At 40.7% G+C, this 24,367-nt stretch carries 23 protein-coding genes; 11 read left to right on the forward strand and 12 right to left on the reverse strand.

Annotated features, from left to right (window positions below; genetic code table 11):
- Nucleotides 1-3 precede the first annotated feature (3 nt).
- Entirely contained in the window at nt 4-1,671 is a 1,668-nt protein-coding gene (ettA, locus tag GJS41_RS10650) for an energy-dependent translational throttle protein EttA (protein ID WP_154247342.1), read from the forward strand.
- 74 nt (nt 1,672-1,745) lie between these two features.
- Here the strand turns inward: ettA and GJS41_RS10655 are convergent, their stop codons facing one another.
- The 4 genes from GJS41_RS10655 to radA form a co-directional block, all read right to left on the reverse strand.
- Nucleotides 1,746-3,590: a DUF885 family protein gene (locus GJS41_RS10655; RefSeq protein WP_154247343.1), complete on the reverse strand. Its 1,845-nt coding sequence runs from the start codon at nt 3,588-3,590 to the stop codon at nt 1,746-1,748.
- Nucleotides 3,591-3,724: 134 nt separating this feature from the next.
- The gene (locus tag GJS41_RS10660) at nt 3,725-5,476 is read right to left on the reverse strand and encodes a DUF11 domain-containing protein (protein WP_154247344.1); all 1,752 of its coding nucleotides are present in this window, start codon (nt 5,474-5,476) and stop codon (nt 3,725-3,727) included.
- Nucleotides 5,477-5,551: 75 nt separating this feature from the next.
- The gene (locus GJS41_RS10665) at nt 5,552-6,148 is read right to left on the reverse strand and encodes a DUF938 domain-containing protein (RefSeq protein ID WP_154247345.1); all 597 of its coding nucleotides are present in this window, start codon (nt 6,146-6,148) and stop codon (nt 5,552-5,554) included.
- A gap of 7 nt (nt 6,149-6,155) precedes the next feature.
- Entirely contained in the window at nt 6,156-7,520 is a 1,365-nt protein-coding gene (gene radA, locus GJS41_RS10670; RefSeq protein WP_370515698.1) for a DNA repair protein RadA, read from the reverse strand.
- Between the two features lie 91 nt (nt 7,521-7,611).
- Between radA and GJS41_RS10675 the strand changes: the two genes are divergently transcribed.
- The 3 genes from GJS41_RS10675 to GJS41_RS10685 all read left to right on the forward strand — a co-directional run bounded on the left by GJS41_RS10675 (nt 7,612) and on the right by GJS41_RS10685 (nt 9,657).
- Complete coding sequence (locus GJS41_RS10675) at nt 7,612-8,982, forward strand: 3-deoxy-7-phosphoheptulonate synthase (RefSeq protein ID WP_154247346.1); 1,371 nt, start codon at nt 7,612-7,614, stop codon at nt 8,980-8,982.
- A 107-nt stretch (nt 8,983-9,089) separates the two neighbouring features.
- Nucleotides 9,090-9,419 carry a hypothetical protein gene (locus GJS41_RS10680; RefSeq protein ID WP_154247347.1) on the forward strand — a complete coding sequence of 110 codons (330 nt, stop codon included), beginning with the start codon at nt 9,090-9,092 and terminating at the stop codon, nt 9,417-9,419.
- Nucleotides 9,406-9,657 carry a DUF2970 domain-containing protein gene (locus GJS41_RS10685; RefSeq protein ID WP_154247348.1) on the forward strand — a complete coding sequence of 84 codons (252 nt, stop codon included), beginning with the start codon at nt 9,406-9,408 and terminating at the stop codon, nt 9,655-9,657. Before GJS41_RS10680 ends, GJS41_RS10685 begins: the two co-directional genes overlap by 14 nt.
- Before the next feature lie 19 nt (nt 9,658-9,676).
- On the opposite strand, the gene GJS41_RS10690 is transcribed toward GJS41_RS10685, so the two are convergent.
- A complete protein-coding gene (locus tag GJS41_RS10690; RefSeq protein WP_154247349.1) occupies nt 9,677-10,510 on the reverse strand; it encodes a Dam family site-specific DNA-(adenine-N6)-methyltransferase in 834 nt (277 codons plus the stop codon).
- 88 nt (nt 10,511-10,598) lie between these two features.
- On the opposite strand from GJS41_RS10690, the gene GJS41_RS10695 reads away from it, so the two are divergent.
- Together GJS41_RS10695 and GJS41_RS10700 are read left to right on the forward strand one after the other, a co-directional pair.
- On the forward strand, nt 10,599-11,213 hold the full coding sequence (locus GJS41_RS10695; RefSeq protein ID WP_154247350.1) for an alpha/beta family hydrolase: 615 nt from the start codon (nt 10,599-10,601) through the stop codon (nt 11,211-11,213).
- A 63-nt stretch (nt 11,214-11,276) separates the two neighbouring features.
- Entirely contained in the window at nt 11,277-11,705 is a 429-nt protein-coding gene (locus GJS41_RS10700; protein WP_154247351.1) for a hypothetical protein, read from the forward strand.
- Here GJS41_RS10700 and bioD read toward each other — a convergent pair.
- Complete coding sequence (gene bioD / locus GJS41_RS10705) at nt 11,694-12,371, reverse strand: dethiobiotin synthase (RefSeq protein WP_154247352.1); 678 nt, start codon at nt 12,369-12,371, stop codon at nt 11,694-11,696. The genes GJS41_RS10700 and bioD overlap by 12 nt on opposite strands.
- A gap of 116 nt (nt 12,372-12,487) precedes the next feature.
- Here bioD and GJS41_RS10710 point away from each other — a divergent pair, with 116 nt between their 5' ends.
- Nucleotides 12,488-13,213 carry a hypothetical protein gene (locus GJS41_RS10710; protein WP_154247353.1) on the forward strand — a complete coding sequence of 242 codons (726 nt, stop codon included), beginning with the start codon at nt 12,488-12,490 and terminating at the stop codon, nt 13,211-13,213.
- Here the strand turns inward: GJS41_RS10710 and bioC are convergent.
- The 4 genes from bioC to bioB are packed head-to-tail and all read right to left on the reverse strand — an operon-like array spanning nt 13,210 to nt 17,061.
- A complete protein-coding gene (bioC, locus tag GJS41_RS10715) occupies nt 13,210-14,040 on the reverse strand; it encodes a malonyl-ACP O-methyltransferase BioC (RefSeq protein ID WP_154247354.1) in 831 nt (276 codons plus the stop codon). The genes GJS41_RS10710 and bioC overlap by 4 nt on opposite strands.
- On the reverse strand, nt 14,033-14,821 hold the full coding sequence (gene bioH, locus GJS41_RS10720) for a pimeloyl-ACP methyl ester esterase BioH (RefSeq protein ID WP_370515699.1): 789 nt from the start codon (nt 14,819-14,821) through the stop codon (nt 14,033-14,035). The genes bioC and bioH overlap by 8 nt, the downstream gene beginning before the upstream one ends.
- Nucleotides 14,822-15,979 carry an 8-amino-7-oxononanoate synthase gene (gene bioF, locus GJS41_RS10725; protein WP_154247355.1) on the reverse strand — a complete coding sequence of 386 codons (1,158 nt, stop codon included), beginning with the start codon at nt 15,977-15,979 and terminating at the stop codon, nt 14,822-14,824.
- Nucleotides 15,980-16,005: 26 nt separating this feature from the next.
- Complete coding sequence (gene bioB, locus GJS41_RS10730) at nt 16,006-17,061, reverse strand: biotin synthase BioB (RefSeq protein WP_195758383.1); 1,056 nt, start codon at nt 17,059-17,061, stop codon at nt 16,006-16,008.
- Nucleotides 17,062-17,291: 230 nt separating this feature from the next.
- On the opposite strand from bioB, the gene GJS41_RS10735 reads away from it, so the two are divergent.
- The 3 genes from GJS41_RS10735 to GJS41_RS10745 all read left to right on the forward strand — a co-directional run bounded on the left by GJS41_RS10735 (nt 17,292) and on the right by GJS41_RS10745 (nt 20,619).
- Entirely contained in the window at nt 17,292-18,020 is a 729-nt protein-coding gene (locus GJS41_RS10735; protein ID WP_154247356.1) for a ComF family protein, read from the forward strand.
- Nucleotides 18,021-18,062: 42 nt separating this feature from the next.
- On the forward strand, nt 18,063-19,199 hold the full coding sequence (locus GJS41_RS10740) for a serine hydrolase (RefSeq protein ID WP_154247357.1): 1,137 nt from the start codon (nt 18,063-18,065) through the stop codon (nt 19,197-19,199).
- Nucleotides 19,200-19,290: 91 nt separating this feature from the next.
- Entirely contained in the window at nt 19,291-20,619 is a 1,329-nt protein-coding gene (locus GJS41_RS10745) for an MATE family efflux transporter (RefSeq protein ID WP_154247358.1), read from the forward strand.
- 1 nt (nt 20,620) lies between these two features.
- Here the strand turns inward: GJS41_RS10745 and GJS41_RS10750 are convergent, their stop codons facing one another.
- Complete coding sequence (locus GJS41_RS10750) at nt 20,621-21,091, reverse strand: GNAT family N-acetyltransferase (RefSeq protein ID WP_154247359.1); 471 nt, start codon at nt 21,089-21,091, stop codon at nt 20,621-20,623.
- Nucleotides 21,092-21,225: 134 nt separating this feature from the next.
- Here GJS41_RS10750 and GJS41_RS10755 point away from each other — a divergent pair, with 134 nt between their 5' ends.
- Nucleotides 21,226-21,816 (forward strand): hypothetical protein, encoded by a 591-nt coding sequence (locus GJS41_RS10755; protein WP_154247360.1) that lies wholly within the window; start codon nt 21,226-21,228, stop codon nt 21,814-21,816.
- 170 nt (nt 21,817-21,986) lie between these two features.
- On the opposite strand, the gene GJS41_RS10760 is transcribed toward GJS41_RS10755, so the two are convergent.
- A complete protein-coding gene (locus GJS41_RS10760) occupies nt 21,987-24,365 on the reverse strand; it encodes a zinc-dependent metalloprotease (protein WP_154247475.1) in 2,379 nt (792 codons plus the stop codon).
- Between the last annotated feature and the right edge of the window lie 2 nt (nt 24,366-24,367).

Below are 24,367 nucleotides of genomic sequence, written 5' to 3' on the forward strand. Positions count from 1 at the left end.
CCCATGGCTCAATACATTTATACCATGAATCGTGTGGGCAAAATCGTCCCGCCTAACAAAACCATTTTAAAAGATATTTCTTTATCATTTTTCCCTGGCGCTAAAATTGGCGTCTTAGGTCTTAATGGTGCGGGTAAATCGACTTTACTTAGAATCATGGCCGGCATTGATACTGATATTGAAGGTGAAGCGCGCCCACAACCAGGTATTAATATTGGTTACTTACCGCAAGAGCCACAATTAGACGAATCAAAAAATGTTCGCGAAATTATCGAACAAGCCGTTAGCCATGTTAAAGATGCACTAACCGAATTAGATCAAGTGTACGCTGCTTACGCTGAAGCGGATGCAGACTTTGACGCTCTAGCAAAACGCCAAGGGCAACTAGAAGCCGTTATCCAAGCATCAGATGGGCATAATTTAGAGAATGCTTTAGAGCGTGCTGCGGATGCCTTAAGACTACCGCCATGGGATGCTAAAGTTGAACATCTCTCTGGTGGTGAGCGTCGTCGAGTAGCCATTTGCCGTTTGCTGTTAGAAAAACCAGATATGTTATTGCTGGATGAGCCAACTAACCACTTGGATGCAGAGTCCGTGGCCTGGTTAGAGCGCTTCCTAGTGGATTATTCTGGCACTGTCGTGGCAATTACTCACGATAGGTATTTCTTAGATAATGCTGCTGGCTGGATTTTAGAATTAGATCGTGGTTACGGTATTCCTTGGGAAGGTAATTACTCTTCTTGGCTAGAACAAAAATCTGCTCGTTTAGAAACTGAAGCAAAACAAGAAGCTTCTCGCCAAAAAACTATGAAAGAAGAATTGGAGTGGGTTCGCTCTAACGCCAAGGGGCGTCAAGCAAAATCAAAAGCTCGTATGGCACGCTTTGAAGAACTATCCAGCAAAGAAGTACAAGAGAGAAATGAAACTAAAGAGTTGTACATTCCACCGGGGCCAAGACTTGGCACACAAGTTATTACGGCAAACAACTTAACTAAATCATTTGGTGATAAATTCTTATATAACAATTTAAGCTTCAATTTACCGCAAGGTGGTATCGTTGGCGTGATTGGTCCTAATGGTGCTGGTAAATCGACCATGTTCAAACTTATCACTGGCCAAGAAACACCAGACTCAGGTGATCTAGTGGTTGGTGAAACTGTAGAGCTTTCCTATGTTGATCAAAGTCGCGACTCATTAGACGATTCAAAAACCGTTTGGGAAGAAATTTCCGATGGCTTGGATTTAGTAACCGTTGGTAACTACACAACTTCATCTCGTTCTTATTGTGGACGTTTCAACTTCAAAGGCTCCGATCAACAAAAACGGATAGGTAACTTATCCGGTGGTGAGCGTAACCGTGTTCACTTAGCAAAACTTTTAAAGTCTGGCGGCAATGTTTTACTGCTGGATGAGCCTACCAATGATTTGGACGTAGAAACTTTACGTGCACTGGAAGATGCTTTATTGGCTTTCCCAGGTTGCGCGGTAGTTATTTCGCACGATCGCTGGTTCCTGGATAGAATCGCAACTCATATTTTAGCTTTTGAAGGTGATAGTGAAACCGTATGGTTTGAAGGTAACTATCAAGAATATGAAGCGGACAAAAAGCGTCGCCTTGGTGCTGATGCCGATCAACCGCATCGTATTAAATACCGTAAAATATCGAAATAGTGCTTTTAAAAAAGGTCATGTAAAAAGGGGCAGAGTAAAACGTTACTCTGCCCCTCGTTTTATACCCAAGTTTTTTAAGCTTGCAGCTTGGTTTCAATGTAGCGATTAATTAATTTTTCTAAAACACTCAAAGGAACCGCGCCATTTTTTAACACTTGGTCATGAAAATCTCGCAGATCGAATTTATTGCCCAGCGCTGCCTTGGCTTTTTCACGCAACTCTAATATTTTCATCATGCCCACTTTATAAGCCGTTGCTTGGCCTGGCATCACAATATAACGTTCAATTTCAGAAATCACGTCACTTTCAGCCATACCCGTATTTTCTTGCATGTAATCAATAGCTTCTTCACGCGTCCAACGCTTGGCATGAATACCCGTATCCACCACCAAACGAACGGCTCTAAATAACTCAGCTTGTAATCGACCAATGTTATCGTAAGGATTACTTTGGAAACCTAACTCCCAAGCTAAGCGCTCAGTATATAAAGCCCAACCTTCAGAATAAGCTGTGAACAATGAGAAGTTCCTGAAAATAGGCATATCTTCAAGCTCTTGGGTTATCGCAATTTGGAAATGATGGCCAGGAACTGCCTCATGATAGGCCAAAGTTCTCATGCCATATTTTGGGGTAGCTTTAATATCATATAAATTGGCATAAAATATCCCAGGACGCGAACCGTCTAATGACGGTCCTTGATAGTAAGCACCAGGAGAGGTTTTTTCTTTAAATAACGGAATACGTTTTACTTCAACAGGAGCCTTTGGTTTTACTCTAAAAGCTGAATCCAAACCGCCACTGATTTCATCTATCATCACTTGATAATCGTCTAAGATTTGCTGACGACCTTCGTCAGTATCCGGATAATAAAACCTTGGATCGTCCGATAAGGTTTTCATTGCCGAAGTGAAGCCAACAGAAACATCAAAGCCTTCATTGCTCAAAATATCAAGGATCTCAGCCTGTATTCTTTGCACTTCTGACACACCCGTATTGTGGATATAATCCGCAGAATAATCGGTAGTGGTAAATTGCTTTAGGGCGTATTTATAAGCTTCACCGCCATCAGGTAATTTCCAAATACCATCATCAGTAGTGGCGTTATCATCTAATGATGAAAAGTAGCTAATGAAGCCATTGTAAGCACGGTGTACATCATCTTTAATTACTGCTTTAGCTTTGGCAAGAACCTCATCTTTTTCTGCGTTTTCGATATCCGCTTTTTCTAACTTCTTAGCTAAAGATGCATATAAAATATTTTCTTCAATAGGCTGCTCAACAAAAGCATTCATCTCATCCAAAACTCGCTTAATCACAAACTTTGGCGGAACCACCCCCATACTGGTGCGTAATTTTATACCTTCCAGAATTTGTTCAAACTTAGTATCAACCTTGCTTAAACGAGTGACATAATCTTCCGCATCGCGTAATGAGTTAACTTGATGCTGTGCATCCATAAAGCTAGGAAAGTTTGATTGGGCACCAAAAAGTTGATTAACTGGATAATTGTGATAACGGAATTTTTCGCCATCAACGCCTTGTTGCAACAAGTAAACCATCAGCTCTTTAGACAGTTTTTGGCCGTCGGTTAAATCCGAATCCTCATAGCTTTTTAGTATTTCTAGATTTTTCTTGGTTTTTTCAAAACCTTTATTACCCGCTTCAATACTTGCGTCATCTAAATCATCTTGATGACCTTTGATGCCAAATTGCTCTAGCACTCTCAAACTAGATAAAGTTTCTGGGCTGTCTTCAATAAAGCTAATCGCCACACGATTAAAAAATACATCAATACTATCCGCCATGAACGGAAAGCCAAGAGGCTTATCTTTTTTTGCAGCCTGCCAAACCCATAAGCCCAATAAAGCAATTAGGGTAAAGAGCAGAATAAAAAACCATTTAAATATTTTCTTAATCATAATGTGTATTTGTCATTAAAAAATTAGTCACAGCATAGCTAAGATCAAGCCATTAGCACAGACTATTTTTGTGACAAAATTTTACTACTTAACTAATGCAGGTGTTTAGTATTTAAAAAAGCGGTAAGCTAGTCTTAGTAGCTTGTCGGATCAGTTGCTGCTGTGACTGGTACGTTAATTATAACGGTTTGGCCGTTATTAATATCTAATACGACATCAACTTGCTGCCCCGTAACACTGATTGAAGTACATGCAGAAGCAACAGAACAAGATACTGAACCTATTGTAAATCCATCTGGAATAAGATCTGAAATTACAGCGCTAGCAATATTAGCTGGACCACTATTTGAAATGGATATTTGATAGGTTGATGATTGGCCAGGCGTATAATTCAAAGAACTATCATCTTTTGCAACACTCAAATCTGCTGCGCACGGATATAAAATATTCTCCGAAGTATCAGAACCTGCTGTTCCAGGAGTGGAGCCAAAGGTCTCCCCTCGAGTCGTAGTAGTTCCATTATTGCCACTAGCTACCGATACGTTTGGAGTTCCAGCCCCAGATGAGTAAATCACATAGCCACCAGCCCCGCCGCCGCCAGGACCATGCATAGCATTAGCCCCAGAGTTACCAGCCCAGGCATCGCCTCCATCACCGCCAACGGCTGAAACAGTAATCCCCGCGAGACCGCTTGTTGCAATGATAACCGCTGAGCCAGCTGCTCCAGCACCACCGGCGCCATCGTTGCTTGGTGAAGTGGTACCATCAGCGCCATCGATATTAATCGTAAAAGAACCGCTAACAATATTACTTCTAATAATCGCAATACCGCCACCATTTCCGCCATGTGGAGAGTTCGCATTATTGGCTAATCCTGCGCCGCCACCGCCACCAAACACCACTCGCGCTTGAGTAGCTGGAAAGGAACCGCCTCCTAAACCTCCGACATTTTGGCTAACAGGATCTTGATTCCAACCAGCACCACCTTGACCTCCTTGGCCAAAGTTACCACCACCACCACCGGCTGAGTCATTACCATTATTCCACTCATTTCCACCACCGCCAGCGTTACCTGGAGCTCCCCGAGCGTAATCACCAGCAGGGTAACCATCTGCAGTAGAGGCTCCGTTAGTATCGATCACTGACGTCCCGTTAAAAACAAATTGGGGGCTACCGGCGATTCCTTCGCCTTTGCTTGCGTGACGTATTCTGCTTGAAGCAGCAGTATTAGTAGCGTCATTAGCTACATAGTCTTGCCTCTGGGTAGCATTAGTAGCGACACCTGTGGCCCTATAAGCACCACCTCGGAACCCTAAACCTTCAAGATCAATGGTAGCCCCTCCGCCAGTAACCGTGTCAACCACGTCTACAACAAATACTCCACCGGTTGCACCATCCCAAGCCGAGGCCGTCAAAGTGCCGCTAAAAGTTACATCTTGATACTGAGGCACTCGAATGACTTGATAAGTTTTCTGTCCGGCTGATAATGTAGCGGCACTTAAATTATAAGAATTAACTAATCCATCATTTAAGGTAATAGCAGAACCTGCAACAGACGCCACGCTTGCAAATTCATACAAACCAGTACTGTTTACAGCGCTAAAACCTCGGCCTGAAGCTCCATCCCCATAACTAATAGAATTACTACTATTAATCGATGCATCCTGATTTTGAATAACTAAAACCAAATCTCCACTTGCTAGCCCTGCTGTTGAGTTAAGACTTATATTGGTAGCTCCAGAACTCACACTGGAAGTAGGTTCATAATAATTATTAACCACTCCAGAGATAGTAGGACTGCCATCAGTCCCTGGCGCAGCACAAAAAGCTGCGTTAATTTTATCGCTGATAAAAAAAGCGAATAGTAAGAATAAGAGCTTCGGCATAATATGATTAAAGAAAGGTTTGCAGAATTTTAATATATATTCGCATAAAGTACCGTAAACAATTGTAAAAATAAACTAGTCATCAAAGCGTGTACTGTAATTTTTAGGTTTGGTGATATCTAATTGATAACAGGTTTCATCTCGTGCTAAATACTTAATTTCAAAGTGAGTTCGTTTGGAGTTTTTATCCACTTCAAAATCCTCAAAAGGTAATTGCCAAAGCTGGTTCGCCTGTTTTATTGCTTCAGTAAAATAATCATGGATATTAGTCGCTAAAGTAGCTTTTGCACCTGGCTTCATTCTTGATAATAGAAATTCAAAGAAAGGCATATTTAACCAGCGTTGCGAGGCACTTTTCGGTTCTGGATTGGGGTAAAGCAAAAATACCCCATCCAATGATTCTGGTGGCAATGCATGCACAACCCACGGGATAGCATCCGCATGCACAGGTGTTAAATTATCCAAGGGTTGTTGCGCGCAACGTTTAGCAAAATCTTCAAATTTGACTCGAGTTCTTTCAATTGCTATTAACTGTTTATCGGGATTTGTTTGAGCAAACTGTATGGCATGCAAACCTCGACCAGCACCAATCTCCAAATAGCATTTTTCCGATAAGTCAGGCTTAACGAAATCTCGAGGCTCAAAAAGCTTTTCAGGTTTAAATTGTCGCATAATGATTTTATAGAAGCCCTAAGACCTGCTCCAATCGGCTAACACCGTGCACTTGCAAACCTTGAATTGGTTTCGATGGTACATTCCCTTGCGGAACTATAGCTTTGGTAAAGCCATGTTTAACGGCTTCATTTAATCTTTCCTGGCCATTAGGAACGGGGCGTATCTCTCCGGCTAAACCAATCTCGCCAAAGATAACTTGATGTTGCTCTAAAGGACGATTGCGTAAACTCGAAATAATCGCAGCGATCAAGGCCAAATCGGCACTGGTTTCCATGACTCGAACACCACCAACCACATTAGCAAACACATCTTGATCAAAAGTAGCGATACCGCCATGACGATTCAAAACTGCCAATAACATAGCAATTCGCTGATAATCCAAACCCACGGCTATGCGTTTGGGTTGCGGTGCGTGGGAAGAATCCACTAATGCCTGAATCTCCACCAGCATTGGACGAGTACCTTCCCAAGTGGCCATAACTGCACTACCAGCAACTGGGTCTTGATATTTCGATAAGAAAATTGCTGAGGGATTTTTGACTTGCTTGAGACCCGTATCGGTCATAGCAAAGACGCCAAGCTCATTAACTGCACCAAATCGATTTTTAACTGCTCGTAATAAACGCAAACGCCCATCACGCTCGCCTTCAAAATATAGAACAGCATCCACCATATGCTCAAGCACTCTTGGCCCAGCTAAGGCTCCATCTTTGGTCACATGCCCTACCACTAACAAGGTGGTTCCTGTTTGTTTAGCAAAACGAACCAGTTGCGCCGCCGATTCTCTGACTTGCGCTACTCCACCCGGGGCGGACTGTAAGATTTCGGTATAAATAGTCTGAATCGAATCTACCACCATGACTTTAGGTTTTAGCAACAAAGCTTGCGCGGTGATGTTTTCAACTTGGGTTTCCGTCAGTAAATCAAATTCACCTGTTGCCAGCCCAAGCCGTTGTGCGCGCATGGTTACTTGCTGCATCGATTCTTCGCCCGTGACATATAGCACTGAATCTGTCTCGCTAATTTTGCATAGGCTTTGCAATAAAATAGTCGATTTACCTATCCCAGGATCGCCGCCCATCAAGACTACTGAGCCTGGTACCAATCCGCCACCCAAAACTCTATCAAGCTCGGTTAAACCTGAAGACATACGCGGCAACTCAGACAAATCCACTTTATCCATTCTCACCACTTTGGTTTTTGCACCCGCGTAACCTGTAAAGCGTGAGCTTTTGCCACTCATTGCTTTCTTCTCATCAAGATGTTCTATCAAAGAATTCCAGGCCTTGCATTGACCGCATTGTCCAGCCCATTGTGGGGTTTCTGCGCCGCATTCTTGACAGACATAGATTGTTTTTGTCTTTGCCACTTTTTATAAATACTTTGTTATTCGATAGTCTGCCCCTATATTATGGGATAGAATCTTATTAATGAAGCTTTAGAGCAAACTATTTCAAAACATGGGTAAAAACCAAGCAGCTGATTGGCAACCCGACAGCTGGAAGCAAAAACCTGTTAGTCAGCAGATTAACTATGGTGATCAAGAAGCGTTAGCAGATGCCATTGAAGAGTTGCGTCAATTACCGCCTTTGGTTTCTGCCATAGAAGTGGATAATCTCAAAGCACAGATCGCGCTCGCGCAAGAGGGTAAGCAATTTATTTTACAAGGCGGAGACTGCGCTGAATCTTTTGCAGACTGCAATGCAGAATCCATCTCAAAAAAAGTTCGCTTGATGGTTAACCTGAGCTTATTGCTAAGCCAGAAACTTAAGAAACCTATCAGTCGCATCGGTCGCATCGCGGGACAATATGCAAAACCCCGCTCACAACTGATGGAAACTATCCTGAATGAGAGCTTACCCAGCTATCGAGGTGATCTGGTAAATCATATCCATTTTTCTGAGTCAGCTCGCACGCCGGATCCCAAGCGAATGTTGCAAGGCTATAGTTACGCTTCGCTGACTTTGAATTATATTCGTTCAATGTTGGAGTCGGATCTCGACCAGATTTATCAGCTAGAGCAAGAAACAGAAAACTTACGCAATCTAAAGCAATCGAAGAAGCTACATCAAAGCCTACGCCAATTCCAAGAAATGGCCCAAATGTTCCATACCTTTAATGGTTCACAGCCTATCTCTAAAAGCCTGATGGAGTTTTATACTAGCCATGAAGCTTTACATTTACACTATGAACAAGCTCTCACCCGCCAAGATAACAATGGCCAATGGTATAACTTATCCACCCACTTTCCATGGGTTGGTATGCGCACAGCTTCAGCGAACAGTGCCCATATAGAATACTTGCGCGGCATTTCCAACCCGGTAGCGATAAAAGTTGGTCCGCAAATAGAACCAGAGCAACTGGTTAGTTTATGCAAAACGCTTAACACAGAAAATGAATCTGGCCGACTCACCTTAATCCACCGCTTCGGACATCAAGAGATAGCTAAAAAACTGCCAGCATTGATTCGTGCTATTCGAGCGGCAAATATACGAGTCTTATGGTGTTGCGATCCCATGCATGGCAATGGCCGCTTAACTAGCCAAGGCATAAAGACACGTGATTATGCCGATATTCAATCTGAGCTATCGCAAGCCATGCTCATTCACGCCGAAGAAGGCTCTATTTTAGGTGGGTTACACCTAGAAATGACCGCAGAAGCTGTTATGGAGTGTACCGGTAGCAGTTATCAGGTTGCTGAATCGGAATTAAACCAAGCCTATACCAGTTTAGTCGACCCAAGGCTGAATATGAGTCAAGCATTTGAATTAATTGATAATCTTGACAATTCTATACAAAAAGATTCTGTAATTCGCCAACTCAAGTATTGATTTAGTCTAGCCAGTTATTCTATATTGTGTGGTGCTTAAAAAGATTTATTGAGCGCACCTATTAAGTTCATCATATACAGCGTTTAGGGAAAGCTAGGGAGTTCAGTGTGAAAAGCTTAAGAATTAATAACTTTCTATTGGTTCTACTGATTACGACAGCTACTGTTATGGCTACGGATAAGTTAGCCGCTGCTAGTGCTGGCTGTAAATCGACTTTTTATGCCGCTGACGAAACTTACTACACTGCAAAATCTTCTGAAGAAATAAATGTGATTGCGCATGCTGAGCCAGACTTACCTGCTGTAACCGTTAGTCCTCAGCAAAAAAAGAAACCTAAATCGTCCACTAACTTCTTTTCATGGTTAACCAAAAGCCATACAATGCCAAGCCTACACTTTATAGAATTTATAGAGTTATTTGGCGATGACGAATCCTAGTTCAAACTCCGAAAAACAAGCTACCGAAAACAGCTCTGCTGAAAAACCTCCAGGGTTTTTATCCACTGTCAAAAGTGTTATGGGCGCAATGATAGGCGTTCAGAGCGAGTCACAAAGGGAAAAAGACTTTGAAAAAGCCGATCCGGTCAAATTGATTCTGGGTGGAATCATCTTCACAGTTGCTTTTATTTTTACGATTTTATTCTTTGTTAATCAGATTCTCGAAAGCGGAGCTTAATTTTGGCCGTCAAAGCTAGCTACTTTCTACTATAAATAGCCATCACTTCTTGCGCGTTAGTTCTACCCTTGCCGTCGCAAGAAATAAAACGTCTTACCGGGAAAGATTCAATCTTGCTCGCTTTTTCATATATCATTCGCGCGAATGGCGTATCATGGTTGGCAACCACAACTGGTACCCCTCGTTCTGCAAGATGCGCTGCTTCAAGCGCTAAATCTCTTTGCTCATCTAATGAAAAATCTTGTTTCGCATAACTGGTAAAATTAGCCGTTAATGACCAAGGTAAATAAGGAGGATCACAGTAGATGACACTACCCTTACGAGAATGAGCCATTGTTTTTAGAAAAGGCTGACACCGAAATTCAGCTTTTTGTGATTTTTGATAAAAGATTTCCATTTCCTGAGCAGGAAAATAAGGACGCTTGTAACGTCCAAAAGGAACATTGAAACCGCCAGAGCGGTTATAACGACATAAGCCATTATAGCCATGGCGATTAAAATACAAGAACAAAGCAGAGCGCTCTTTGCCTGCTTTTAATTGGTTAAAGTGTTCGCGTAATTGATAAAAATATTTTTCGTTATTCGTTTTTTCAGTAAAAAACTCAGAACAATAATCAATAAATTCATTCTTACCTTTTTTTAAATCGTTAAACAAATTGATCAGATCTGGATTAATATCTGAGAGTAAATAACGGTCATAATTTGTATTTAAGAACACTACACCTGAACCAACAAATGGTTCAATCAACTTTTTACCGGTAGGTAGTGCTTTTAGAATTCTAGGGAGTAACCGATATTTTCCACCAGCCCATTTAAGAAAGGGTCTTTGAAATTTTTGTGGGTTTTGCTTCATATTCAAAGATGTTAATCTGGCTCGAAGTAGTAAACTGTTGCTAGTGTAACAAAACCGATCCAGATTAAAAGCCTTCAATAAGAATATTATGAGTAAAGCGACCTTCTTGTTTGCCCACGGTGCTGGTGCAGATTCACAATCAGACTTTATGCTGCAAGTGTCAGGGCTCATCCAATCGGATGACATTGAAGTGATTCGATTTGATTTTCCTTATATGCTCAAAAGAAAACAGACTGGCAAAAGATCACCGCCTGATAAGATGCCCAAACTTGAGTTGGCATTCATAGAGCAAATCAAGAACCTTTCAACGAAGCGATTGTTTATTGGTGGAAAGTCGATGGGCGGCCGGGTAGCAACCCTGATCGCAGATAAGCTTCCTGTAGCAGGAGTAATCTGTTTTGGTTACCCCTTTCATCCTCCCGGCAAACCAGAAAAGCTGCGCACCGAACATTTAACCACCATAAGAACGCCTACTTTAATTATCCAAGGCACTCGAGATAATTTTGGCAAACCTGAGGAAGTCGTCAATTACAGGCTATCCAAGTCAATTCATACACATTGGATAGAAGATGGCGATCATAGCCTGACAACTTTAAAACGCTCAATTTTAACCACCGAAGCAGCATGGCAACTTTCAGCACAATACGCTCAAGACTTTATCCTGGCACAGGCAAAGTTATGTAAAAGCTCGCACAATGATTGAAGTTTGTGGCAAACTAATCCACTATAAAAAAGTATCAATGAAAATAAATCTTGCGAGCTTATTATGAAAAAGGTGTTATCGATTTTTAATGTTTCAATCATCAGTCTATTATTAGTTGCTTGCCCAAACGAAAGTAATTCAGGTAAGTCTGAAAAAATAGCTAACTATGGAGCTACTCAGGATGGTTTAAAGTCCATGCATAATGACATCTATGAACTAATTAAAGATAAGAGCTGTCAGCAAGACTCTGATTGTGGGGTTGTTGGGCTAGGCGCCCGTGCTTGTGGCGGACCAGACAGTTATGCGGTTTACTCGAAAGCGAACATCGATGCTGAGCAACTTCAGAGCATGACAAAACAACTTGAAAGCCTGCATAAAACTTATAACCAAGAAAACCAAATCATGAGTATTTGTATGATGGAACCTAAGCCTGGGTTTGCTTGCATTGACAATCAGTGTAAGACCAAAGCTGCCTCTAACTTAATTCAATAACCAATCTAACTGCTGAATTTTTGGATTTTCGCTATCAGCTTGAAATTCGATTTCAGCTAATAATGGCTCAGAAAAATGGTTTTCTAGCCAATCTAAATTCTCGCGATAAACCTGCATATCACTAGTTAACTGATTGGCAACCCAACCTTTAATAGATAGACCTTTCGCTCGGATTGATTCTGCGGTTAATTGAGCATGATTCAAACAGCCTAATTTCATCCCCACCACCAGTATGACTTCATAATTGTTTTGCGCGACCCAATCCGCATACGTTTCTGACTCATTAAGCGGTGTTAACCAGCCACCAGCACCTTCAATTAATACTAGCTCAGCATCAGGCACAATGATGCTATTTGATAATGAAGCACAATTTAAGTCGACATTAGCCTGCTTTGCAGCAATATGTGGTGCAATAGGGTCAGCAAAAACCAAAGGGTTAACTTGAGAGTATTTTAAACTCAAACTTGAGGCTTTCATTAGTTGCTTAGCATCTGAGTTCACCAAGCCGCTATAGGAGCCCATTACTTCAAACTGGCTGTCTGAAGCTATTGGCTTTAAGCCTGCTACTAAATGACCTTTATCAGCCAAGGCTTTTAAGATGTAATGGGTCGCAAAGGTTTTGCCAATTTCAGTATCAGTCCCAGTTACGAAATAAGTCTTTGTCATTTTGTGCTCTAATTGGTAAATTTAAACTATTGTGTCGATTTGTAGCTCAGTAGCTATTGAATTTTAACATAAGGATATACACTTAATAACAGTTGCACAGGTAATTTGAGAACAATATGGAAACTGCTTCAAATTTTTTAGCCGATAATGTTTTATTACTCGGCATTATTATCATCACCGGATTAGTGATTGCAGTCGTCTATGCAGCATTAAAACACGCTGTAGTAAGACAGCTAGAATCTAATATTTCCGAGTTGAATACTGTACTAGAAACAAACACAAAAAATATTGCCAAAAAGCAACAATTATTAGATTCAAAAACGGAAGCCCATGATGAGCTTAAACGCTCTTTACAAGATTTATCTAATCGCCATACTGACTTAAGACACCAATTTAATGACTCTCAGAAAAGCTTGCTAGATACTCAAGAAAGTTTCGATAAAACCCATCAAGACTATTTAAACTCTATGCAAACTATCGCCAGCAATAGCAAAGAGCATGAGCTCGCATTACAGGCATTGAAAAATAGTTTAGAAAAGAAAGTTATTGATGCCGAGAAAGAAGCCGATAAAAAAATCGATAATTTCCAAGAAAACTATAGAGCCGAATTTGAACACTTAAAAAAGAGTCATAAGCGACTGGTTCAAGCTAATCAGACTATGAGTAAAACTGCTGATAATTTACGTAGCGAACGCGATTTTTATCGCACAGAATTTCAAACCTTACGTAATTTTCTGCATAATTCGCAAATGGATAAGGCCAAAGAACTAGTGAATCAACATGCCGATAAACTAGCTGAAAATAATAAAGTTATTAAGCTAACCAGTAATAAGAAAGATTAAAGCTCAATACCATATTCATGGTAGTCCATCGGTATTTCCTCTCGCCCAAAAGCATGGCCGTATACCAACTCGTAAGTCGCTGGTAGCTCCCCGTTGGAGAGCTTAAATTGTTGGTATTCCTTTTCCAACTTGCGGATAACCGCTGGGCTGGTTAAACCTTTCCTTCGCTGCTTATCAACATTATGCGCACCTATATTTTTTAAATCTCGCATTAGTTCTAGCGCTTTATCATAACCAATCACCACCGCTTCATTGTCTACCACCGGATCTAACATAGCGGCATTAAGCATCGCATCACCCAAATGGTGCATATCCATAAAATCATTCACGTGCTTATGCTCATCTATACTTTTCCAAGAGGTTTTTAACTCAAATAAAGTATCTGGGCCTAAGCTGGTAAAGAGTAATAAGCCATTAGGCTTTAACACTCGATGCAATTCTTTGAACAGTAGATCTAGTTGCTCAATCCATTGAAAAGTTAAATTAGAAAATATCAAGTCTTGGCTATTGGATTCTAACGGAATTTCTAATGCATCTGCACAAATATAATTTTCACCAGTCGATTGTTGCCGGCAATAGTCAACCATACCTTGAGCAATATCCAGCCCTACTACTTGCGCACTAGGATATTTTTGTTTTAACGCCCGAGTGCAATGACCGGTGCCACTACCAATATCTAAAATAGTTTTTGGCGCTAATTTGAAATAATCCAAACGTTCGAAAAGTCTATCGCCAGCTATTCGCTGAAAAAAGGCAGCGTCATCATAAGTTTTTGCAGCATCGCTAAAAGAGTTGGCTACATCTTTATGATCAATTTGATTAACCATGGTGCTTCGCCTGCAAAAAGTTAATCACATCTTGGGTAAACTCAGCGCGGTTAGTTAAAAAAGGCGCGTGACTGGCTTTGGAATAAATTTTGTATTCTGCCACCGGATCGAGCTCATTAATGGTTTGCGCAACCTTATTGGGAATTAACGAATCTAGTCTTCCATAAAGCCTTAATCTCGGCATGCTCAAATCTTTTAGCGCCTGGCGCAAATCAACTTTATTTAACATTTGTAGTCCGTGACGTAATGCTTTAGTTGCGGGCGTTCCATGAATAAATACCGTTTCACGGAGAAATTTAATATCTTCTTTTTGCGTAGCGCTGCCCATAGCTTGAATTGCTAAGAAGCGAATAATAGTCCCTTGGTAATCTTCTTCTAAAAAACGGCAGAAAGAATCCATGATGTTTGCTTTCATCGCATGCGGCCAATCTTCTGATTGAACAAACTTAGGACTAGAAGCAACCGTTATTAATTTGCTTACTTTTTTAGGGTGATTAATCGCAATATTGGTTGCCACTAACCCCCCAAGTGACCAACCTAAATAATGCGCTTTTTCAGGCGCAACTTTTAAGACTTGGTCGGTTAATAAAGATAAATCGTAGTCAGCACTTGGAATTGGCGAGCGGCCAAATCCTGGTAAATCAATTAAGTGTACCCGAAAGTGCTGAGTTAACTGTTCCAGCAATAATTGCCATATACCTGAATGCAAACCCCAACCATGTAACAAGACTAGATCTTCACCTTGACCATGGGATTCTATGAATGGTTTTAATTGTGACACTTAAGCAACCTTTAAACTTTTAGATAAATTATCGACTAATTGTTCTATATGAGATTTATTGTGCGAAGCGCTTAATGTTATGCGTAAACGCGCAGTATGGATTGGCACCGTTGGCGGTCTTATGGCTAACGCCAAAATACCCTTATCTTTTAATTCCTGACTGATCCTTAGGGCTTTATCGTTATGTTTTAACAACAAAGGTTGGATAGCAGTTTCAGAATCCATTAGAGGCAGATCTTGTTCGAATGCCAAAGCTCTAAAGTATCGAATATTCTTTTTTAATTGCTCTCTCCGTTCTGGCTCCGATTGAATTAGCATTAAACCGGCGCGATTAGCGGCTGCAATAGCCGCTGGCATAGCCGTCGTGTAAATATAACTTCGAGCAAATTGAATAAGGCTCTCAATAAGATCTTTACTACTTGCTACAAAAGCACCAAAGCCACCAATGGCTTTGCCTAATGTCGCCATATAAATTTCTGCTTCAGATTGCTCTAAAGCAAAATGCTCTAAGCTACCTTTACCTTGATTTCCTAATACTCCAAAGCCATGAGCATCATCGATCATTAAACTCGCTTTATGTTTTTGTTTCATTTCGACTAGTTCATTAATTGGCGCTATATCCCCATCCATACTAAAAACGCCGTCACTCACAATCAGCTTAGTTTCCGCGGCATGTTGCAACTGTCTTTCTAGAGAGGCCATATCCTTATGTGCAAAACGACTATTTTTAGCTTCACTAGCGATCCCGCCATCAATTAAAGAAGCATGATTTAACTTGTCTTGTACGATTAAATCCCGTTTATCTAACAGCGAGGTTAATACGCCTAAATTAGCCATAAACCCGGTGGAAAATAATAACGCTTTCTCCGTCCCTAGAAACTCTGCTAGCTCTTCTTCAAGTTGGTGATGCTCATGAGAATGCCCCACAATTAAATGGGAAGCGCCACTTCCAGCCCCTATAGTTTTAGAACTAGTTCTAATTGCTTCAATCAGTTTTGGGTGGTTAGCTAAGCCAAGGTAATCATTACTACTAAAGTTCAACAGGGTTTGCCCATTAACTGTTACTTTAGCGCCTTGGGGGCTATCTAAAGTTAACCGCTGACGGATCAAATCCTGCACTTGGCGTGCTTGTAAGCGCCTTTGTAATTTATTCAACATCGATATGTTTCAATAAATTTTAGCTACTAAACTTGGGATGCGTCGTAAAACAATTCTTTCTTTTTGGGTGCAGGAATTTTTATTTCATCATTAGTAACTTCTGCACCTTCAGGTTGAATCCCTAGTTGTTTGAAGAGTTGCATATCGGCTTCAGCCTCAGGGTTAGCAGTGGTTAATAATTTCTCACCATAAAAAATAGAATTAGCGCCGGCGGCAAAACAAAGGGTTTGCGTTTCCTTATTCATATCTTCACGACCAGCGGATAAACGAACGTAAGACTTTGGCATAACAATTCTCGCCGTTGCTATCATGCGTATGAAATCAATTGAGTCTAACTTTTCAACTTTGCCTAAGGGTGTTCCTTCAACCGCTACTAGCATATTGATAGGGACTGACTGCGGATGCTCAGGCATATTTGCTAACTGTTGAATCAAACCATAGCGATCTTTAGTTTGCTCGCCCATCCCAATAATTCCACCAGAGCAAACGTTAATACCAGCATCACGGACATTTTGTAGCGTATCCAGACGATTTTCATAGGTTCGTGTTGAAATGATTTGCTCATAATACTCAGGCGAGGTATCTAAATTATGATTGTAATAATCTAAACCCGCTTCAGCCAATTGATCCGCCTGCTCATCAGTTAACATTCCCAAAGTCACACAGGTTTCTAAACCAAGTGACTTAACCTGCTTAACCATTTCCAAAACTACGGTCAAATCTTTTTCCCGCGGTGAACGCCAAGCAGCCCCCATACAAAAACGGGTAGCGCCATTTTTCTTCGCTTGCTGAGCTTTAGTGATTACTTCTTCAACCGCCATTAATTGCTCTTTCGACAGTCCCGTATTGTAATGGCCCGACTGAGGACAATAAGCACAATCTTCAGGACAAGCACCGGTTTTAATACTCAGCAAAGTACTGGTTTGTACTTCATTGGGGTTAAAGTGTTGACGATGGATAGTTTGTGCCGCAAACAATAAGTCATTAAAAGGCTGATTATAGATAGCGCCAATTTCATCTAATGACCAATCATTACGTAATTGACCACTGTTCAAAATATCTAGATTTACCGGTTTGCTCATCGCTGTTTATACCTTATTATAATGATTGCTTAGTTACTTTTTGTCAGTTGCTCTGATATGGCGACTAATCCAAAAAACTCATTCAGAACGGATATCTGAATGACCAATGCTTATCTAAGCAATTGAATTTAAATGATTTTATATTTTTAATTCGTTAACTTTTTATCATTTGATAGCGTTCTAAATCGGCATCCATTGATAAAAAAGTTGTCAACCAAATAAAAGGATTTATGGTTTACAAGCGATTTTACCCTGTTTTACTCGATGCAGCCAATAGAATTCTGGCAGGTCATTCCTGTGTGCTCTGTGGTCTAAGAGCTGAGTCTCTAACAAGCCCTAAAGCTATCTGCCAAGTCTGCCTAGCAGCTATTCAATTGAGTGGAAACTGCTGTTATCAATGCGGTATATCGATTAAAAGTACTGACGGCCAACAAAAGTGCGGCGAATGTTTACACCACCCGAAACCCTATCACCGATTAATAGCATCTTGCCATTATGACTTTCCTGTCAATCAAGCCATCAGTCGCTTCAAATTCGATCAGCAATTACACCTTGGGAAGGCTTTGGCAAAAGCATTGAGCCAACTTATCTTAGATACTTATCAAGATGATGAGCTACCACAGTTACTCATTCCAATACCGCTGCATCGCAAGAGGCTGGCTGAGCGTGGATTTAATCAATCCCAACTCATTGCCAAAACTATAAGTCATAACATATTAATACCCACAGTCGTTAATCAATTGATTAGAGTCAAAAACACACCTCATCAAATTGGTTTGAAAGCGACTCAACGGAAACAAAATCTAAAGAATGCCTTTAAAGTTAAATCACAACTGCCCAGGCATATCGCCTTGATTGACGATGTAGTGACTACCGGAAGTACCATCACAGAAGCAACCAAACAATGCCTTAAGCATGGTGCTGAAACGATTGATATTTGGTGTCTTGCTAAAACCTAGCTATACTCTTTTTATAAATTAAAAGTACAAACATGCTTAAACATGAAAAAAATATTACTGACATTGTTGGCTATTATTGCTGTAGTTATTATAGGCCTATTGGTGACCGGCCATGGCTATATTCTTACTGCCATTGCCCGTACTTATTTGGTGGGTAACACGACAGCCAATATTAATGATTATCGACAGTTTGATACCCGCGTTATTGAATCTGGAAAAGCTCAAGCTTGGCCTGAATCTCCTGATTATCCAAAGCCCATTTCTAACAAATTACAAGATCATTTAACCAAGCATAATGCAGCAGCATTTTTGGTGATCCACAAAGGGCAGCTGATTAGCGAAAATTACTTCAAGAATTATGACCGTGATAGCAAAACCAATTCTTTTTCTATGGCAAAATCGATTTTAACCATGATGTTAGGGAAAGCGATTGAAGAAGGTTACATCGAAAACCTACAGCAACCATTGATTGAATTTTTACCCGAATTTAAAAATGATCCGCTAGGTCAATCTGCAACCATTGGTTCACTATCCACTATGACATCTGGTTATGATTGGGATGAGCATTATTACAGTCCATTCAGTCCTACCGTAGAATTATTGTACGGTGATGATGTAGAAGATTTTGTACTTTCCAGAAGCTTTAGTTCAGAACCAGAACAAACCTTTTATTATTCCAGTGCTTCTACTCAACTACTAGCCATCGTTTTAGACAGAGCTTTAAAAGCCAAAAATCCAGACTGGACTTTAACAGACTATTTAAGCCAAAAATTGTGGCAACCTCTAGGGATGAATGATGCAGCATTATGGCATTTGGATGATGAAGGTATGGAGCTCGCTTACTGTTGTATTAGTAGCAACGCTCGTAATTTTGGCAAGTTTGGCCAATTAATGCTGCAAGGTGGTTTTTGGAATAACCAGCAACTACTGGACCCCTACTTTATCCAATTAATGAGTGAACCTTTTAAAGTTCCTAACTACGGCTATTCCACTTGGATTAATCAGGACAATGAAGCGCCTTACTATGCTCTAAGAGGCCATTTGGGACAAAGAGTGATCATTGTTCCAGAATATCAACTAGTAGTGGTTCGATTGGGAGAAACCGATGGCAATGGCATCGTTGCTTCCGAGCAGTTTTATATTAAAGAAGCGCTCAAAATGATCGAGACAACAAACTGAAACAGTTAAATCTCGGCGCTGACAAACAATTACTCGCGATCCGAACAATTACTGCTACAATGCTTGCACTTTCATTGCCTAGATTAGTCGCTTGTTAAATAAAGATCGTTCGAGCCAAGTTCTGCAAATATCGCTGCCAATAGTGGGTGGTATGATATCGCAAAACATCCTAAATCTAGTCGATGCGGCTATGGTCGGTTCGCAAGGCTCTGCTGCAATCGCTGCTATCGGTATTGCCGGCTTTATCAACTTTATGGCAGTTGCCTTTTTCATGGGATTTGCCTCAGGCGTGCAAGCCATGGTCGCCCGTCGCATGGGAGAAGGGCGCAAATCTGAATCGGCTTATCCTTTAAATGGCGCCTTGATGTTGATCACCATTGCAGCAATTCCAACCAGTATTGTTTTATTTTTTCTAGCACCTGAAATTTTAAATTTCCTCAATGATGATCCTGAGTTACTACAAGAAGGGACTCCATATTTGCAAGCTCGCTTTGTTGGTATCTGGGCAATTGGCTTAAACTTTAGTTACCGCGGATATTGGAGTTCTATTAATAAAACTCAATATTATTTACGCACTTTACTGGTTATGCATGCGCTTAATATTTTCCTGAATTACTGCTTAATTTTTGGTAATTTTGGCTTCCCAGAACTGGGAACTTTAGGCGCAGGTATTGGCACTACCGTTTCTTTAACTCTAGGTACTTTTTATTATCATTATCTGGCAAAAAAGCATACTTCAGAGTTTGGTTACTTTAAGCAAATCGCTAGCTGGGCGACACAACAAGATATTATTAAAATCTCACTGCCGTCATCAGTGCAACAACTTTTTTTCGCCGCCGGTTTTACTGCTTTATTTTGGATCATCGGTGAAGTTGGTACTAATGAGCTAGCAGCAGCAAATGCGATTACTAACGTTATGCTAGTCGGCATTCTACCCTGTATCGCTTTAGGTATCGGAGCCGCCACTTTAGTGGGGCAAGCTTTGGGACGTAAAGACCCACAAGACGCTTATTTATGGGGTTGGGATGTTTCGAAGATGGCGCTGATATTTTCGATTGGCTTAGGGATAATTTTTTATCTCTTTACTGACCCAATAATGAGTATTTTCTTGCGTGAACAAGCTGCTTTAGAGGCGGCTCATTGGCCGTTTAAACTATCGGCATTAATCATTATTATCGATGCGATTGGGTTAGTGTTTTTAAATGCACTTAGTGGCGCTGGTTATACCAAACCGCCAATGTATGTTTCATTAATCACTCAGTGGTTAATGTTCTTACCGATAGCCTATTTCATGCAACAAAACGGTTCTAGCTTTACCCTTATTTGGACGGCTTACGCTATCTACCGTGTTATACAAACGGTTGCTTTTATTTGGTTATGGCAAAAAAGAAACTGGATGCAAGTTGAAATGAACTCTTAATTTATTTCAGCATGTCCGAAGCTACTGCTTTAGTTAACTGCAAAAAATAATAGTCATACTTATAATCTTTTTCAAAACCATATTCTTTATATAGTTTATGCAACTTGTGGTTTTCTTTGCGTGTGGTAACTTCAATTCTGATGCCGCCAGCATCATGACAATCTAAACGTATTTGATCCAATAAAGCCTTCGCCATTAAACGTTTTTGATTACCAGACTTAAGATAAAAATCGTTTAATATCCAAATCGGTGCTAGACCGATACTAGAAAATGATGGGTACAATAAAACAAAGCCATGCAACTCTTCATCTGTTTGCACCAGGTATATTTTAGTTTCATTAGCTTCTAGCCGTTGCTGCAAGTAATTACGCACAGATTCAACATCAGAAGCCTGCTTGAAGTGCTGGCGATAATCATCAAATAGTGGAGCTAAGCGCTCTAAGTCATTAATTTCACAGAGTTTTATTTCCATTATTATCTCCATCAACGGTTTTTTATCATTATTCAGGAAGAATTCAGCTTATTTCGACTAAAGTATGAACCATAGTTAGCAAAAGCCATTTTACATGGATTTGCTAAGACTGTTTAGTTTCATAGGAGAAAGCCATGAAAAAAATGATTACCCCACTATTATTTGCTGCGCTAAGCCTGGGATTGTCTCAAGCTGTTGATGCAAAAGAGCATCATGGCTCGAAGAAGCATCAAGTTCAAAAGCATAAGCACTCAAGTAGTAGTTCAAACTATCGTTCATCACAGCCGCGTTCGTCAAATCGTTCTAGCAATCATTCTTCTCGCTCCAATGCGCGAACACATGATGCTTACCGAGACAGTAATCGCCACAGTAACCGATACGATAACAGACATTCGAACCGTCATAGCAACAGACATAGTAATCGACACAGCAATCGTCATTACGATCGTCGACATGACCATAGACATAGCGATCGTTATTATCATGATCGTCATTACCGTGATCGTTATAAGCCGCGTCATAGACATCATTATAGCTATAACAATTACTACCCACGTTATGACTATTATCCAACGTCGGTATATTACTTAGGTCAAGATTGGTACTACTATGGTAATGCTTATCACCCTTTCCCACGCGGCCATGTTCACAGAAGTCATTGTAGACACCGCTATTGGGAGCCATTAGCAGTAGGCATTATCTTAGGCTCAGTGCTTGGCTGGTAATAAAAATCCATTACAGTTTTGCTAGTAGGGGCGCCAATGTCCCCCAGTTGATACCCAAGACCTCTATCAACAAAGTTTGCCTCTACTAGCTTTTTATTTTGATAGTTTTATAAACAAAAAAGCCCTGAATCTTCAGGGCTTTTTTGTGGATTTAATTAATCACCATTTAATCAGCCAATCGGCGAACCCGGCGGCATTTTTAATTCTTGCAAAGATTCCAATTCCAGCTGCCCATCAAGATACTGCTCTAGCATTTGTTTCAATCTCAAGTAACGTTGAGGATTCCTTTTTGCTTTTGATTGCAAGCTGCGGCTTAGTTGAGTCAACTCAGAATATAAAAATGACTTCACTTCAGGTGAAGCCTGGCTAGACTCTGCCACTTTCATCGTTTGAGCTAACGTTAAATAATCCACTCTTTGTTGAATCAGAGCATTCAAACCTTTTTGCGGTTTTGCCAATATAGTGACATCCATCAATTGCTCAAGAACATCAGATAAACTCAATTGTTTATTATCCATAGAACTTTGCTGTAATAAACGCGCAAGTCTTTGCGGATTAAGCAATAACTTTAAACTGTGTTGTGCAGCAGTTTCAGCCATTGCCACAGGATCTAAAGTTAGGCCGGTATTACTTGGGAAACTTTCACGATTACGATAATAACCATAGGCCTTCGGCGGGATCAGTGACAATATAGAATCTGGAACTGTCAACTGCTTAATATCTAAAGTGGACAGTAAGGCTTTTAGAGCCATACGTTGCTCAGATCCATCCACCGCAGCAACTGGTTTAAAGCTATCGCCTTTAACACTGTACTCGTAATCTACTCCAGCAATCAATTTTACCGCCGCTTCGGTTTGATAACGATGGAACAAATAGAGTGGAACCAAAGTTTCTGCCAGTTCAGAATAAGGTGTGCCATTAGCAAGATTATCATGACCAAATTTATCCAAAGCTATAGCTCGGATCTTAAGTAAACGATTCAGTTCCTGCGCTGCATTTTCACCATTATCCCAAAGGTGTCCAGTAGGATGAACACCACCTTGCGGGCGGGCATCGGGATCTGAGATAAAGCGCATTTTCTTTGCTTGCATACCTTTTAGAATTTGCTTCAAGCCTTTTGCTTCAGCAGCAGAGTCCGTAAACTCACTATAACCATAGCGTACCGCTTCAATATCCCATTGACCGATATCGGTAGCGTAAGCATTTTCAAGGGTTATTTCGCCACCTTTCAGTTGCACTAGCGGATGCGGATAATCCATGACCGAAGAACGACTGTCTGGGCTAGCTGCAAAATTATGCGCGATACCAATGGTGTGTCCCACTTCGTGGGCGGATAATTGGCGGATACGTGCTAGCGCCATCTCCTCTGCTGCCTTAGCTTTTCCATCAGAGCTATCACCATAAATTGCAGTTAAGGCGTTAGCCAAAAGCAAGTCTTGACGGACTCGTAAAGAACCTAAAGTTACGTGCCCTTTTAAAATTTCGCCTGTTCTTGGATCGGAAACAGAAAAGCCATACGACCAACCTCGAGTGGCACGATGAACCCATTGAATAACGTTGTAACGCACATCTAAAGGATCTGCATCTTGCGGTAAAATTCTTACTTCATAAGCACCTTTTAAACCAATCGCGGCAAATGCCTGTTCCCACCACCGAGCACCATCTAATAAAGCCCCTCTTACTGGTTCCGGAACACCAGGGTCAAGATAGTAAACAATCGGTTTAATTTGCCCTTTCGCATCACGCTCAATCCTATGACGATAAATTAATTTTTTATCGATAGGTTCGGTTATTGGCGTAGCATAATCTTTATAACTCAGTTCAAAATAACCTGAGTGAGGATGGAAAACTCTCGGTTTATATTTATCATCAGGCAGTTGTACAAAAGATAAATGTTGCTGCACCGTTATTTCATTCGGCGATGGAGTGACTTGTCGGACAAAGTTTCCAGCATTAGAACCTTTAAATGTCAGTATCGACTCAAAAATAGTATTTTTCGGAAAGTTCTTCAATTTTTTTGGAATTAAAGCTGAACGAGAACCATCAATCGAGTAACTGCCTTGACTGCGAGCTTTTAAGCGGGCTGAAACGCCATGCAAATCTTTCAACAAATAAGGCGTTAACTCAATTAATGCTTTTTCACCACGAGTCGCTTCCACTTTAAAGCCTGCTAATACTGAGCTAGCAAAAGCTTGGGCAATCGAGTTTTTTTCTGCCTGATTATCCGTATCCGCTCGGTAATCTGTATTCAGTTGCTTTAACAACACTTTATCGCCATAGCGCTCAAACTGCACCAAACGACTTTGTCCAAGCTGCCCGCGGTCTAACCCAATATCATTAGAACCAACGCCGTAAGGAAGACCGGTGTAGTAAATAAAAGGCTGATTAAAGTTACTGATTTCTAACCAAACTTTACCCTTTGATTCGCTAACATAATAAGGAATAAAGCCATTAACTTTTTGACTACCCTTTTCTATTTCTGACCAAGTTTTTGCATTAGCCGCAGATGAAAAAATTGAGATGAAAAACAAACTCACAACTAAGGTCATCA

Origin of the sequence: Kangiella sp. HZ709, assembly GCF_009674675.1 — a bacterium.
Lineage (GTDB): Bacteria > Pseudomonadota > Gammaproteobacteria > Enterobacterales > Kangiellaceae > Kangiella.

What these genes read in the sequence shown, in the direction of transcription:
- ettA (WP_154247342.1), top strand. Translation starts at nt 4, where the DNA reads ATGGCTCAATACATTTATACCATGAATCGTGTGGGCAAAATCGTCCCG.
- bioD (WP_154247352.1), bottom strand. Translation starts at nt 12,371, where the DNA reads ATGACAAAGACTTATTTCGTAACTGGGACTGATACTGAAATTGGCAAA.
- GJS41_RS10740 (WP_154247357.1), top strand. Translation starts at nt 18,063, where the DNA reads ATGAAAAAAATATTACTGACATTGTTGGCTATTATTGCTGTAGTTATT.
- GJS41_RS10710 (WP_154247353.1), top strand. Translation starts at nt 12,488, where the DNA reads ATGGAAACTGCTTCAAATTTTTTAGCCGATAATGTTTTATTACTCGGC.
- GJS41_RS10760 (WP_154247475.1), bottom strand. Translation starts at nt 24,365, where the DNA reads ATGACCTTAGTTGTGAGTTTGTTTTTCATCTCAATTTTTTCATCTGCG.
- GJS41_RS10675 (WP_154247346.1), top strand. Translation starts at nt 7,612, where the DNA reads ATGGGTAAAAACCAAGCAGCTGATTGGCAACCCGACAGCTGGAAGCAA.
- GJS41_RS10690 (WP_154247349.1), bottom strand. Translation starts at nt 10,510, where the DNA reads ATGAAGCAAAACCCACAAAAATTTCAAAGACCCTTTCTTAAATGGGCT.
- GJS41_RS10665 (WP_154247345.1), bottom strand. Translation starts at nt 6,148, where the DNA reads ATGCGACAATTTAAACCTGAAAAGCTTTTTGAGCCTCGAGATTTCGTT.
- bioF (WP_154247355.1), bottom strand. Translation starts at nt 15,979, where the DNA reads ATGTTGAATAAATTACAAAGGCGCTTACAAGCACGCCAAGTGCAGGAT.
- GJS41_RS10755 (WP_154247360.1), top strand. Translation starts at nt 21,226, where the DNA reads ATGAAAAAAATGATTACCCCACTATTATTTGCTGCGCTAAGCCTGGGA.
- GJS41_RS10655 (WP_154247343.1), bottom strand. Translation starts at nt 3,590, where the DNA reads ATGATTAAGAAAATATTTAAATGGTTTTTTATTCTGCTCTTTACCCTA.
- bioC (WP_154247354.1), bottom strand. Translation starts at nt 14,040, where the DNA reads ATGGTTAATCAAATTGATCATAAAGATGTAGCCAACTCTTTTAGCGAT.
- GJS41_RS10735 (WP_154247356.1), top strand. Translation starts at nt 17,292, where the DNA reads ATGGTTTACAAGCGATTTTACCCTGTTTTACTCGATGCAGCCAATAGA.
- GJS41_RS10695 (WP_154247350.1), top strand. Translation starts at nt 10,599, where the DNA reads ATGAGTAAAGCGACCTTCTTGTTTGCCCACGGTGCTGGTGCAGATTCA.
- GJS41_RS10700 (WP_154247351.1), top strand. Translation starts at nt 11,277, where the DNA reads ATGAAAAAGGTGTTATCGATTTTTAATGTTTCAATCATCAGTCTATTA.
- GJS41_RS10660 (WP_154247344.1), bottom strand. Translation starts at nt 5,476, where the DNA reads ATGCCGAAGCTCTTATTCTTACTATTCGCTTTTTTTATCAGCGATAAA.
- GJS41_RS10750 (WP_154247359.1), bottom strand. Translation starts at nt 21,091, where the DNA reads ATGGAAATAAAACTCTGTGAAATTAATGACTTAGAGCGCTTAGCTCCA.
- GJS41_RS10685 (WP_154247348.1), top strand. Translation starts at nt 9,406, where the DNA reads ATGACGAATCCTAGTTCAAACTCCGAAAAACAAGCTACCGAAAACAGC.
- bioB (WP_195758383.1), bottom strand. Translation starts at nt 17,061, where the DNA reads ATGAGCAAACCGGTAAATCTAGATATTTTGAACAGTGGTCAATTACGT.